The sequence below is a fragment of the Microbulbifer maximicatervae (SeqCode) genome, assembly GCF_052467065.1.
Genome location: NZ_CP174299.1, coordinates 3,286,013 through 3,299,716 on the forward strand (window position 1 = coordinate 3,286,013; position 13,704 = coordinate 3,299,716).

General features: G+C 47.7%; 7 protein-coding genes. 5 read left to right on the plus strand and 2 right to left on the minus strand.

Annotated features, from left to right (window positions below):
* Positions 1-31: 31 nt before the first annotated feature.
* A complete protein-coding gene (gene pepN, locus ACJJI1_RS14490; RefSeq protein ID WP_444959387.1) occupies positions 32-2,662 on the plus strand; it encodes an aminopeptidase N in 2,631 nt (876 codons plus the stop codon).
* Between the two features lie 42 nt (positions 2,663-2,704).
* Here the strand turns inward: pepN and ACJJI1_RS14495 are convergent, their stop codons facing one another.
* Both ACJJI1_RS14495 and ACJJI1_RS14500 read right to left on the minus strand, forming a co-directional pair.
* Positions 2,705-3,253, minus strand: a complete 549-nt coding sequence (locus ACJJI1_RS14495) for a histidine phosphatase family protein (RefSeq protein WP_444912451.1) — start codon at positions 3,251-3,253, stop codon at positions 2,705-2,707.
* Positions 3,254-3,263: 10 nt separating this feature from the next.
* Positions 3,264-4,922, minus strand: coding sequence for a carboxylesterase/lipase family protein (locus ACJJI1_RS14500; RefSeq protein WP_444957101.1), 1,659 nt, complete (start codon positions 4,920-4,922; stop codon positions 3,264-3,266).
* Positions 4,923-5,098: 176 nt separating this feature from the next.
* On the opposite strand from ACJJI1_RS14500, the gene ACJJI1_RS14505 reads away from it, so the two are divergent.
* From ACJJI1_RS14505 to ACJJI1_RS14520, 4 genes are all read left to right on the plus strand, one after another.
* Positions 5,099-8,638: a BapA/Bap/LapF family prefix-like domain-containing protein gene (locus tag ACJJI1_RS14505; protein ID WP_444957102.1), complete on the plus strand. Its 3,540-nt coding sequence runs from the start codon at positions 5,099-5,101 to the stop codon at positions 8,636-8,638.
* 146 nt (positions 8,639-8,784) lie between these two features.
* The gene (locus ACJJI1_RS14510; protein ID WP_444915912.1) at positions 8,785-10,215 is read left to right on the plus strand and encodes a TolC family outer membrane protein; all 1,431 of its coding nucleotides are present in this window, start codon (positions 8,785-8,787) and stop codon (positions 10,213-10,215) included.
* On the plus strand, positions 10,212-12,416 hold the full coding sequence (locus tag ACJJI1_RS14515; RefSeq protein WP_444912454.1) for a type I secretion system permease/ATPase: 2,205 nt from the start codon (positions 10,212-10,214) through the stop codon (positions 12,414-12,416). The genes ACJJI1_RS14510 and ACJJI1_RS14515 overlap by 4 nt, the downstream gene beginning before the upstream one ends.
* A gap of 21 nt (positions 12,417-12,437) precedes the next feature.
* Positions 12,438-13,694 (plus strand): HlyD family type I secretion periplasmic adaptor subunit, encoded by a 1,257-nt coding sequence (locus ACJJI1_RS14520; protein ID WP_444957103.1) that lies wholly within the window; start codon positions 12,438-12,440, stop codon positions 13,692-13,694.
* Positions 13,695-13,704 lie beyond the last annotated feature (10 nt).

A 13,704-nucleotide genomic window follows, 5' to 3' on the forward strand; every position in this document is an offset into this window, starting at 1 on the left:
AGGGCATAGAATGACTGAAGGTGTTTCAATAATGAAAGATAGCCAGCCAAAGACCATTTACCTGAAAGACTATCAAGTACCAGATTACCTGGTGGATGCTACTGATTTACATTTTGAGCTGGAACCCAAGGCAACTTTGGTCAAATCTCGTTTGAATATTCGCAGAAATCCGCAAGCGGGTGCAGGGCTGCCGCCTTTAGTGCTGGATGGTGTCGAGCTGGAATTACTTTCGGTTTCTTTGGATGGAGTTTTGTTGTCTACATCTGATTATCAGGTTCTACCTGAGGGCCTGTCTATCCCTGTAGAGAAACCAGAATTTCTGCTGGAAATCCGCAATCGGATAAATCCGGAGGAAAACACATCTCTAGAGGGATTATATCTCTCTAATGGTATGTATTGCACTCAATGTGAAGCTGAAGGATTTAGAAAAATTACTTTCTATCCTGACCGGCCGGATGTTATGTCCAAATTTACCACCACCATCGTCGCGCCGATGGACCACCCAGTACTACTTTCAAATGGCAATGAAGTTGAAAGGGGTAGATATGAAGATGGTCGTCAGTTTGTAACTTGGGAAGATCCATTCGCCAAGCCGGCTTACTTATTTGCGTTGGTAGGCGGGGACTTGGAGCATGTGGAAGATAGCTTCACAACAGCCTCTGGTAGAAAGGTTAAGTTACAGATCTTTACGGAAGCGAAAAATATTGGGAAGTGTGATCATGCTATGCGCTCACTTAAAAATGCGATGCGTTGGGATGAGGAAACTTACGGAAAGGAATATGACCTAGACATCTTTATGATTGTTGCTGTTGATCATTTCAATATGGGGGCTATGGAAAACAAAGGATTGAATATTTTCAATTCGGCCTGTGTGCTCGCTAGCCCAGAAACAGCAACGGATTCAGCTTTTCAGCGGATTGAGTCTATTGTAGGACATGAGTATTTTCACAACTGGTCCGGCAATCGGGTTACTTGCCGGGATTGGTTTCAGTTGAGTCTGAAGGAAGGTTTTACCGTATTTCGTGATGCGGAGTTCTCCGCTGATCTTAATTCCCGAGCGGTTAAGCGTATTGAAGATGTATCCCTTTTGCGTACTACCCAGTTTGCTGAAGATGCCGGCCCTATGGCCCATCCTATCAGGCCAGATTCTTATATAGAAATTTCAAACTTTTACACTCTGACAATTTATGAAAAGGGTGCGGAAGTTGTACGGATGATTCATACACTCTTAGGTGCAGAAGGGTTCCGCAAAGGAAGTGACTTGTACTTTCAGCAGCACGATGGTTGCGCGGTAACCTGTGAAGATTTCGTCAAGGCGATGGAAGATGCTAACAAGGTTGAACTGAAGCAATTCCGCAACTGGTACAGCCAAGCAGGCACGCCGATACTTGATGTGACAGATAGCTTTAATGAAACTGATGGCACTTATAGTCTAACTATTCGCCAGTCTTGCCCTTCATCGCCAGGTCAGGAAGAGAAGTTACCTTTCCACTTACCAATAAGAATTGGATTGCTGGGGGCTGATGGCGCAGAGCTTGTACTCAATGAGCAGGGTGATACTGAAACTGTTTTACAGTTAACAGAAGATGAGCAATCTTTTGAGTTTTCCGGACTTGCGGAGAAGCCTTTACCCTCATTGCTGCGAGGCTTCTCCGCTCCAGTAAAAATAAGGTACAACTATAGCAATGAGCAGCTTCAATTTTTAATGAGCAAGGATAAGGACACGTTTAACCGCTGGGATGCAAGTCAGCGCCTAGCATTAAATGCTTTGTGTGAGCTTCAGGTGGCTTTTCGTAAAGGTGAGGAACTACAGGTACAACCAAGTTTAATCAGTGCTTATAAAGAGGTTTTACAGGATGTTGATCTCGATCTAGCGCTGGTCGCAGAGATCTTGCAATTGCCCAGTGAGCAGTTTATCGCTGAAGAGTCATCATCTATTGATGCGGAAGCAATAATTGTTGCGAGGGAATTTGTAAAGAAGGTAATTGCAGGTGAATTATTTGATGAATTTCGCAAGCGCTATCTAGAATTGAATACCACAAAGCCCTATAGCCCGAATGCGTTAGATATTGCGCAAAGACGACTTAAAAATACCTGTTTATCCTATATCTGCATAACAGAAACTGAGGAGGCGTTAGATATAGCCCAGGTTCAGTTTGAGAGCGCTAGTAATATGACAGATAGTGCGGCGGCTCTCGCTGTTATTATTAATCATGCACCGGAAGACCGAGCCAGGGGGTTGATTGAACAATTTTATGAGCGCTGGAAAACCGATACTCAAGTAGTAGAACTATGGCTGGGTCAGCAGAGTTGTAGTCCCAAGCGCGGTACATTGGAAAATATTCGTGCACTTATGAATCACCCTGCTTTTGAAATGAAAAACCCCAATAAAGTAAGGTCTGTAATAGGTGGTTTTGCTAATCGTAATTTTAAGCAATTCCATAAGAGCGATGGTAGCGGGTTTGAGTTTGTTGCCGATCAGGTTCTGGCCTTGGACAAGCTAAATCCACAAATTTCAGCAAGGCTGGTTATACCGATCACACGTTGGAAAAAATACTCTGGTAGCCTGGGTGAGAAGATGAAAGTTGCCCTGCAAAGGGTTGCTGATTCGGGAGACCTATCTAAGGATTTGTTTGAGGTAGTCAGCAAAAGCTTGATTTAAAATAAATGCCCGCTTGGGGTATGCTGCACATACCCCATTTTCTTATAGAATTTTGTTTTCTTTTTCTTCGCCTAGCTGGACTAAATGTAGCTTGTTTCCATCATTTTTTAGCTCAGTGATTGAAGTGTAATCGGGCCTAAACTGTTGTACTTTTTGGTGGTTCCGGATATGTGCAACAACTGAATTGATGACCATAAAATGGCAGAAGATAAAGGTGTCCTCTGAAAGATTTTCCAAATACCTGATTATTCCATCACGCCAATCTTTTTGTTCTCTGTCGCAGGGGTCCCACTCTCCAGTAAGTAATGTTCGTAACCAGGTTAGGCGTTGAGCTTTGGGTATTTCCTCTGGTGTAGGTATTTCCGTCACTGCATTTTCAATTACAACCTCTATATCCCAAGCTTCGGCCAAGGGCTTTGCTGTTTGCTGTGCACGGAGTTTGGGGCTGCTTATTAATTGAACTTTCTCGAGAGAGGAAAGTTTTAGGGCTAGCTCTTCTGCCTGCTTGTAACCTTCGTTTGTGAGTATTGGATCGGGGATGTGCTCCCCTTTCGCTGCTTCTCCATGCCTGATTAAAAAAATTCTTGCCATCTATGCCAACCTAAAGATAACCATTCAACCTATCGTCGGGTATATGTTGCCATAAACTGAGAAGCTCTGGTGAGTTAAACGCCCTGGCTGAGGGATGATTGCCAAATCGCTTACTGTGTTTTCCTGAAAACTCTGGCCAATCATTGCCGGGTTTCCCTGTTTCAGCAAAATTCAGCCAAGCTTGTTGCATTGAGGCACTTAATAAATGGGGGTTTTCTTCAGCACCATATAGTGTTTTCAAGGACTGATCGCTATGGGTTCCAAATACATAGCCAAGCTCAACGGCGTGACAGGCCCCTAGTAAAGGCTGTGCAGCGAGAGGTTGTGCAAAGTGATAGTGATAGTTTTCCCCCTGATGACTTTGTAGGTGTCTCAGCCCAGGCAAGGTGAATACCATATCAGTGAGCAAAAGGTTCCAGGCTCGACTCCACTCTGGCCAGGGATTGTCTGTCATTTTTTTTGCTAGTTGATAGTAATGTCTGAGTAGGGGCTTTAACTCGGACTCTGGGATAAGCCATTCGAGATGAGTGCATATTTGCCGGTAGTCCATGTTAAAGCTTTCAGGGTTTATCGCGCTGAAGAGATTCCATTCCTCCAAATTGTTCCCTAACAAAAGGGATGTTTGGTGTGTCGGGGAGAGCTTTTTTTTAGGGGAAAAAAGTTCCCTGTCTGCGACAGGTTTAAATGGCAGTTGCCCCCATTTTGCTGTCATAGACGTGTCAGAGAGTATTGCTTTTTGGGTTTTCAGAAGAAGTTTGGTCGGACAATTTTTTAGTGAGATGCCACCAGAGATTTTCTCAAATTGTTGAATGAAAGTCTTACCAACATGGTTAGCGCTTTGCTGGGAGTGAGAGGCTCTTGGGTGCCCACTTTGAACAATTGCACGCCGTATAAGGCCTTTACATTGTGGAGTTTCAAGTAAGGAGGCAATACTCATTGCCCCGGCTGATTCGCCAAAAAGAGTGATATTGTTTGGATCTCCGCCAAATGCTGAGATATTTTTCCGAACCCATTGTAGGGCGGCTATTTGATCTAAAAGCCCTTCATTGCCGGTTGATGGTATATCACTAATATCCTTTAGGCGCAGAAATCCCAGGGCGCCTAAACGGTAGTTTATAGTGACAACAATTGTCCGACCGCTAGCTGCCAAGTATTTACCATTGTAAATTTCTTGGCATCCTGATCCCATGTAAAAAGAGCCGCCATGAACCCAAAACATTACTGGCAGCTTTTTTCCTTGCGACATTGCGGGAGAGAATACATTCAAATAGAGGCATTCCTCCCTTTCAGGAAGATTCCCGTTTTGATCTCGAACTTCCATTAGGGCGGATGAGTTTTGCGCTGCTGGTGAACCAAAGCTATGCGCTTGGAAAGGATTTTTCCAGCGGTCTAACTCTTGCGGTGGTAGCCAACGTAAATTCCCTACAGGAGGGAGAGCGTAGGGAATACCCAAGAATTTATATACGCCAGTTTCCTCATCTGTGGTTCCGATGATTGGCCCGGCAGGCGTATCAACAACGGGGGTAGGTTTTTTGTTTAAGTGCCTGCCAATTTCCGGGTCTGTAGTCATTTGTAACTTCCTAATCTTGCTGAAGTTAGCACGAAAACTGTTTTTCTCCTGCCGCTGCCTAACTCCTCCTTGAAAACGTTTTGAATTACGTCCATACAAAAGTAGTGCGCGTAAAAACGTACTGGCGTAATTGTTTTTTTATGGAGGGAAATTAGTAAGGCTATGTATTAGTGAATCTAGTCACGGATGGGCTCAAAGTGGGGTATTTTCCGTCTTTAAGCTCAGGCCATGAACTGTGTATTTAGGAAGTTGCACCGTTTGAAGTTGGTGAGAGCATGATTGCGAAAATCTTTGACAAATCCACGGGCTCAATCGACGAGCGATCACTGGAGGGGCTATCTTTGACCTCTCCTGGTCTTGTCGAAATGCCCGCAGATCCTGAGGATATTGCGTCTTTTTCCAAGGACGGAGTAGACCTTGTTATTGTTTTAAAGTCCGGTCAAATCATCATTATTTCAGGGTTTTACCTGTTAGATGAAGAAGGTGACCATAGTGAGCTAGTGCTAACAGGGGCTGAAGAGCCTCTTATGTTAGCTTCTAATGGAGACTTAATCTCCGCCTTTGCTGCGGCTGGTGGTGCATCTTATCCCGCACCAGCGCCGGCCAATCCCGGTTTTTCTTGGTGGATTCCAGCATTAATTGCCCTTGGAGTTGTTGTTATAGCTGTCGCGGCTAGTGATGACGATGACAATAACGGCGATCGTTTTTTTATTCCTGATTCTGATGCCGACGCTGACTCAGATGCGGATGCGGATGCGGATGCGGATGCGGATGCGGATGCCGATGCCGACGCGGATGCTGACGCCGATGCCGATGCCGATGCGGATGCGGATGCCGATGCGGATGCCGATGCCGACGCTGATGCGGATGCGGATGCGGATGCTGACGCCGATGCCGATGCCGATGCCGATGCCGACGCTGATGCCGATGCCGATGCAGATGCTGACGCTGATGCGGATGCTGACGCCGATGCCGACGCAGATGCCGATGCCGACGCAGATGCCGATGCTGATGCGGATGCCGACGCTGATGCTGATGCTGATGCTGATGCTGATGCTGATGCTGATGCGGATGCGGATGCGGATGCGGATGCGGATGCCGATGCCGATGCCGACGCGGATGCCGATGCCGATGCCGACGCAGATGCTGATGCCGATGCCGATGCCGATGCCGATGCGGATGCTGACGCCGACGCCGACGCCGACGCCGACGCCGACGCCGACGCTGACGCGGATGCCGACGCGGATGCCGATGCGGATGCCGACGCAGATGCGGATGCCGACGCGGATGCCGACGCGGATGCCGACGCAGATGCGGATGCCGATGCGGATGCCGACGCAGATGCGGATGCGGATGCCGATGCGGATGCCGATGCCGACGCTGATGCTGATGCTGATGCCGATGCGGATGCGGATGCCGACGCGGATGCTGACGCTGATGCCGACGCTGATGCTGATGCTGATGCGGATGCCGATGCCGATGCCGATGCCGATGCCGATGCCGATGCCGATGCCGATGCGGATGCGGATGCCGACGCTGACGCAGATGCTGATGCCGACGCGGATGCCGATGCTGATGCCGACGCGGATGCCGACGCCGATGCTGATGCGGATGCCGACGCGGATGCCGATGCCGACGCTGATGCTGATGCTGATGCGGATGCCGACGCTGATGCGGATGCCGACGCTGATGCGGATGCCGACGCTGATGCTGATGCCGATGCCGATGCCGATGCCGATGCGGATGCGGATGCGGATGCCGACGCTGACGCAGATGCGGATGCTGATGCCGACGCCGATGCCGATGCCGATGCCGATGCCGATGCCGATGCGGATGCCGATGCGGATGCCGACGCGGATGCTGACGCTGACGCAGATGCGGATGCTGATGCCGACGCGGATGCCGACGCTGATGCCGATGCCGATGCCGATGCCGATGCTGATGCCGATGCCGATGCCGATGCTGATGCCGACGCGGATGCCGACGCAGATGCTGATGCGGATGCCGACGCGGATGCCGACGCGGATGCCGATGCCGACGCGGATGCTGACGCGGATGCCGACGCGGATGCTGACGCAGATGCGGATGCCGACGCGGATGCCGACGCAGATGCCGATGCGGATGCCGACGCAGATGCCGATGCCGATGCCGATGCTGACGCGGATGCGGATGCGGATGCCGACGCCGACGCGGATGCCGACGCGGATGCCGATGCGGATGCCGATGCTGACGCGGATGCCGATGCGGATGCCGATGCTGACGCGGATGCTGATGCTGATGCCGATGCCGATGCGGATGCGGATGCCGATGCTGACGCGGATGCCGATGCCGATGCCGATGCGGATGCCGATGCTGACGCGGATGCTGATGCCGATGCGGATGCTGACGCAGATGCCGACGCTGATGCCGATGCGGATGCTGACGCAGATGCCGACGCTGATGCCGACGCTGATGCCGACGCTGATGCGGATGCCGATGCAGACGCTGATGCAGATGTCGATATCGACATAAATATTGATATTGATGTTGACATCAATATTGATATTGACGTTGACATTATCATCATCAATATCGGATCAAATTCTCAAGAGCCTGGTGAGCTTCAAGACAGCGATGTAGAAGCTCTCGATAGCGGTGCCGGAACGCCGTCTGATGCGTTGTTCGCTTGGGTGCCCGATGGGGATGCCGACGCGGATGCCGACGCGGATGCCGACGCGGATGCCGATGCTGACGCGGATGCGGATGCCGATGCTGACGCCGATGCCGATGCCGATGCTGATGCCGATGCCGATGCCGATGCCGATGCCGATGCCGATGCGGATGCTGACGCAGATGCAGATGCAGATGCAGATGCAGATGCTGATGCTGACGCGGATGCTGATGCTGATGCTGACGCGGATGCCGATGCCGATGCTGATGCTGACGCGGATGCTGATGCTGATGCTGATGCTGATGCTGATGCTGACGCGGATGCTGATGCTGATGCTGATGCTGATGCTGATGCTGATGCTGATGCTGATGCTGACGCGGATGCAGATGCAGATGCTGATGCTGACGCGGATGCAGATGCAGATGCAGATGCAGATGCTGACGCGGATGCGGATGCTGATGCTGACGCGGATGCAGATGCAGATGCAGATGTCGATATCGACATAAATATTGATATTGATATCGACATCAATATTGATATTGACGTTGATATTATCATCATCAATATCGGATCGGATTCGCAAGAGCCTGGTGAACTTCAAGACAGCGATGTAGAAGCTCTCGATAGCGAAGCTGGAACGTCGTCCGATGCGTTGTTCGCTTGGGTGCCCGATGGAGATGCAGACGCTGACACTGATGCAGACGCTGATGCAGACGCTGATGCAGACGCTGATGCAGACGCGGATGCAGATGCAGATGCTGATGCAGACGCTGATGCAGACGCTGATGCCGATGTAGACATCGATATAAATATCGACATAGATATCAACCTTGATATCGACATTGATATTGATATCACCATCATCAATATCGGTTCTGATTCAACCGTTGGATCTGATGGGTTCCTCGATATCGACGTTACTGCAGATGCGGGCGAAGGTATGCTGGGTGCCGGTTCTAACCTGTCAATCGATGAGCTACTTGAGTCAACGAGTGAAGATGCTCAGGTATTTGAGTCGGGTGAAAATGAGGAGGGTGTGAGCCCGACCTTAGATTCCAGTGGCATGGTTGGTGGCACTGATGCCCTGACAGCGACAGATAATGCAGCGGCGTTTGAAGATCCTGTTGGAGATATGTGGCAACAAAATGGCTTGAGTGACACCTAGATCAGATAGCCTTTCATTAACTTATTTACCGGGCCGCAAGGCCCGGTTTTTTTTGGCTAGACTTTCGTAGCCACTCTTCGAAACCGTTGATGTCTAGCGGTGAGTGCGTGTTTTATCTCTCCAATAATCAGTGAAAAGTGAACATAGTGGAAGTGTTTAAACGACTATGGAAAATGTCAATGCTATTTGCTCTGGCATTTTGGGCTCTCCTTGCTGAAGCTGACCTCTTTGGTTCGTCTCCCACAGCTGAAGTAATTAGTCCAAGTAAAATGGATGTCGAAGTGAATGATTCACTTAGGCAGTTATCGTTTAGTGAGTATGAAAGGGGAATTAAACGAAATGAACTTAATATCCTTGAAGTCGTGCATCAAGCGGTGGGTTGGCACCCCCTAATTGCAGAAGCAATAGGTAGTCTTTACCAGCAGAGGCAGGGCGTCCGTTCCGCAAGGTCAGGATATTTCCCGCAGTTGAGTGCTGGTGTTGTGGCTGGACATGATTCTGAATATAAGCGTGAAGGTGATGGTCACGCATTTCAGATGAATGTTTCACAGATGGTTTACGACTTTGGCAAAGTATCCAGTAGCGTTTCTGTTGCCCAAGCAGGGGTGCAAAGATCGCAAGCTGAAGTTCTCCAATCTATTGATGAAGTTGCAAGGAGAACTGCAAAAGCTGCAATTGAAGTTCAACGTTACCAGTCACTTCTAATTACTTCTGATGCACAAGTTCAAGGTGTATCTGCTATTGCCAGACTTGTGCAAATTCGAAAAGAACGAGGGGTGAGTTCTCGCTCAGATGTTTTACAAGCTCAGTCTAGAGTAGATGCTGCGCAGGCCTCCAAGCAACAGGTTGAAGCCCTGTTGCGTCGATGGCGTAGCACACTACAAAAATTAACAGGTTTTCAGTCCCCTTTTCGGGTTGCTATGTATGTTCCGGAAGATGTCGCCCAAGCTTGTGACGTTGAATCGTTTAATCTGTCCTCTGTTCCAGAGGTTCTGGTTGCCGAAGCAGATAGAGCTGAGGCAGAAGCGAAACTAAAGTTGGCAAAAGCAAACACTTGGCCGACATTCACTTTGGACGGTAATGTAAATCAATATTTGGATCAAAACTATGTAGATGCCAACGCCCTCAATGAAAATGAAAAAGCCATCTTCCTAAATGTTTCCATGCCTATATACCAAGGCGGAAAAATAGCTGCTGGTCGAGAAGGCGCTAATTATGCTTTACAGTCAGCGGATGCTGCTCGGGATTCAGCTCAGCTGTCAGCAACCCAAAAGTATCGGGAGGCACAAGAGGAGGCAGAAGGGTTAATGCGAAGTTTGGGGGCGCTTAGTGCCAGGGAAAGTGCAATTGCAGAAACAAGGGATCTCTATAAGCAGCAATACTCCACCTTGGGAACAAGAACTTTAATTGATTTGCTCAATTCAGAGCAGGAATTACACCTTGCCCGCCTGGAAAAAAATAATACGATTTTTGATTTGCATTTATTAAAAATTGACTGCTTACATAGTCGTGGCGGTATGCGTGAAGCCTTCAAGCTAGAAGGTATTCAAATTCAGGGCGTGGAGGTGTTGCCTTGAATAATAACCAAATTGAAAGTACTAATGATGGTGAGGGTTCATCTTTAGATACCTCCAATATGGTATCTGACTTTGATCCATGGTGTGAGGCAATTATTGCCATTGCACGATATTATCGTATCGACTGTTCGGCCGAGAGAGTGCGAATAGCGGGAAATTGGGGGGGCTGTGATTCGGTAGAAGGTGTTATTCGTCAGATGTCGCGGCAAGCAGGCTTAACGGTTAAATTTTGCCCATTCACAGAGTCTGCGATTAATTCTTGGAGATTGCCTGTTGTAGCACAAACGATAGATGGACAGTTGATTGTCATCGATTCTGTATCCAAGCAAGAGCAACTGAGTGTTACCTACTGTGGCGATAAAGGCCTAAAAACGAGTGTGCCTCTGTGTGAGTTGAAGAGTCAAATTTTAAGTTTGGCAATATTCCGGCCTAGACGTACAGCGACTGATTCTAGAATTGATGAGTATATTAAGCCCCACGATAAACATTGGTTTCGACGTATTATATTGCGGGACTTAAAACCCTACTTTCATGTGATGATTGCTACTACAATCGCTAATTCATTGGCATTAGCAGGCATCATTTTTTCCAAGCAAGTCTATGATCGAGTGATTCCCGCCGAATCATTGCCAACACTTTATGTCCTTTTTAGTGGTGTTGTAGTTGCCATTGTTTTTGATTTCATTATGAGAACCATGCGGGTCAGAGTAACGGATCTGTTGGGAAAACGTGCGGATATTCGTATGTCAGATTTAGTCTTTGGCCATGCCATACGGGTCAAAGATCAGGCAAGGCCAAAGTCTACAGGGACCTTTATTTCACAAATTAGAGATCTTGAAAGAATAAGAGAGTTGTTTACGTCCTCGACAATACTGGCACTTGCAGACCTTCCATTTTTTATACTTTTTCTGTTTGTTATGTGGTGGATTGCAGGAAGCCTGGCATTAATTCCTTTGGTAGCAGTCTTCCTACTGATAATTCCTGGTTTGCTACTTCAGCCAAAATTGGCGACTCTCTCCAAAGAATCAATCAGAGAGGGGGCTCTGCGCAATGCCATGCTAATTGAGACAGTGCAGGGACTTGAAGATATAAAAGCAATGCAGGCAGAGCAGAGATTTCAAGGGCAGTGGAATCACTTCAATGCAATTACCGCCGAATCCAGTCTTAAATTGCGGTATTTGGTAGGGCTGTTACTGAGTTGGACACACAATGTTCAATCATCGGTTTTTGCTGTTGTTGTTCTTTTTGGGGCGCCGATGGTAATGGAAGGGGGTATGACGACCGGTGCCTTGGTAGCAGCCTCGATTCTGGGCTCCAGAATGATGGCGCCAATGGCAAATATAACCCAAGTTCTTAGTCGGTGGCAGCAGGCTAGGATTGCGATGCAGGGTATTGATCAAATTATGCAGCTGCCAGTTGACAATCCTGAGAATGAAAAAAAAGTACAAAAATCAGTTATCCAGGGCAATTATCACTTTCAGCAAACGGTATATAACTACGGAGATAGTGCTGCTGAACCGGCACTGGTTATTTCCGACTTAAAAATACATCAAGGTGAGCGAATTGCGATCCTGGGCAGAAATGGGTCAGGGAAGTCAACCTTTTTACATGCTTTATCGGGATACATCGAGCCTGCCAGGGGGCAGTTGCGGCTTGATGATGTGAGCCTTGCCCATATAGATCCTGCTGATGTCAGACGTGATGTTTCCCTGCTTAGTCAGAAAACTGGCCTTTTCCATGGCACTATTTATGAAAACTTGGTGCTCGGCGCCCCATATGCCAGTGATGAGGAAATTATGTGGGCGCTTGATATGACTGGTGCCAAGGCTTTTGTTAACAAGCTTCCAAAAGGGTTGGGATGCTTGATCCAGGAAGGAGGTTTTGGACTTTCTGGAGGACAAAAGCAATCTCTGCTTTTAGCCCGCCTGCTTCTACGCCAACCAAATGTTCTTTTGTTAGATGAACCTACGTCAGCCCTGGATGAAGCTACTGAGAAGCGGTTTATTCATGCTCTTTCACAGTGGAGTGCTGAGCGCACAGTTGTAGTCGCCACTCATAGAACAAGTATTCTACATTTTGTGGATCGAGTAATAGTTTTAGATAGCGGCAGAGTTGCTTTAGATGAGCCCAAAGACAAGGCGATTTCCATATTGTCACGACAAAAAGGCAAAGATACCCAGCAGGGTGAGAAGGTTTCATAGACAAATTTTGGCGAGGTAGCCATGTCAAACGCAGATGGTCACGATTTGCTATTACACCCTCGGCGAGAACCAAAACGCGTTGCCTTACTAGATATAGACTCACAAAATGACGAAAAGCAGTATGGCGATGATGTTGATGATGCATCTCTGGTTCGTTCTGGAAGAATTGTTTGGGTGTTTTTCCTACTTCTCGCAGCGTCAGTGACTTGGTCATATCTCGCTAAAGTGGATGAAGTGTCATCGGGTAGTGGAAAAGTAGTGCCAACTTCACGTTCACAAATTATTCAGTCTTTGGAGGGGGGCATACTTGCTGATTTAAAAGTAACTGAGGGAGATATTGTCGAGAAAGGAGAGGTGTTAGCACAACTGGATCCGACAAAGCTTCGCTCAAATGTAGATGAAATTTCAGCAAGATATAGAGCTGCTCTTGCAAGCGTTTCCCGCCTAAATGCCGAAGTAAATGGAATACCAATAAAATTCCCGGAAGAACTTTCAGAGTTCACCGAACTTATTGCTACAGAAAAGAAGTTATTTGATATAAGACAGCGAGGTCTGGCGGAATCCCTTCGTGGTTCAAAAGAAACATTAGAGTTGGTTAACAAGGAGCTAACTATCACAACTTCTTTACTTGATTCCGGGGCGGCTAGTAGTGTCGATGTGTTGCGTCTGCAACGGCAGAAGTCAGAACTGGAAACCAAAATTCTGGAAATCAAGTCCGATTATATGGTCAAGGCTCGAGAAGAGCTTGCCAATGTTAGAGCAGAAGTTGAGTCACTTTCTTCCGTAAAAGAGGGGCGGTCTGACTCCTTGACTCGGTTGACTCATCGATCTCCTGTGAGGGGTATCGTTAAGGCTATTGAAGTTACGACAATAGGCGGAGTTGTGCCACCCAATGGAAAATTAATGGAGATAGTTCCTCTGGACGATCAGCTCTTAATTGAGGCAAAAATATCACCTAGAGATGTGGCATTTATCCGTCCTGGGCAGGCTGCCAAGGTAAAAATAACAGCTTATGAGTATGCAGTATATGGAGGCTTAGATGGTGAGGTTACGACTATATCTCCAGATACAATACAAGATGAATTTACACCAGGGGAGTATTATTATCGGGTTTTTATCCTAACTGAAAAAGATTCCTTGATAAATAAAGTTGGAAAGAAATTCCCAATTGTGCCAGGGATGATTGCTACGGTGGATATCAAAACAGGATCAAAAACCATCTTTGATTATCTGTTAAAGCCGATTAACAGAGCAAGTGAAGCTTTACGAGAGAGATAGCGGTGGGAAT

What these genes read in the sequence shown, in the direction of transcription:
- ACJJI1_RS14520 (WP_444957103.1), top strand. Translation starts at nt 12,438, where the DNA reads ATGTCAAACGCAGATGGTCACGATTTGCTATTACACCCTCGGCGAGAA.
- ACJJI1_RS14505 (WP_444957102.1), top strand. Translation starts at nt 5,099, where the DNA reads ATGATTGCGAAAATCTTTGACAAATCCACGGGCTCAATCGACGAGCGA.
- ACJJI1_RS14495 (WP_444912451.1), bottom strand. Translation starts at nt 3,253, where the DNA reads ATGGCAAGAATTTTTTTAATCAGGCATGGAGAAGCAGCGAAAGGGGAG.
- pepN (WP_444959387.1), top strand. Translation starts at nt 32, where the DNA reads ATGAAAGATAGCCAGCCAAAGACCATTTACCTGAAAGACTATCAAGTA.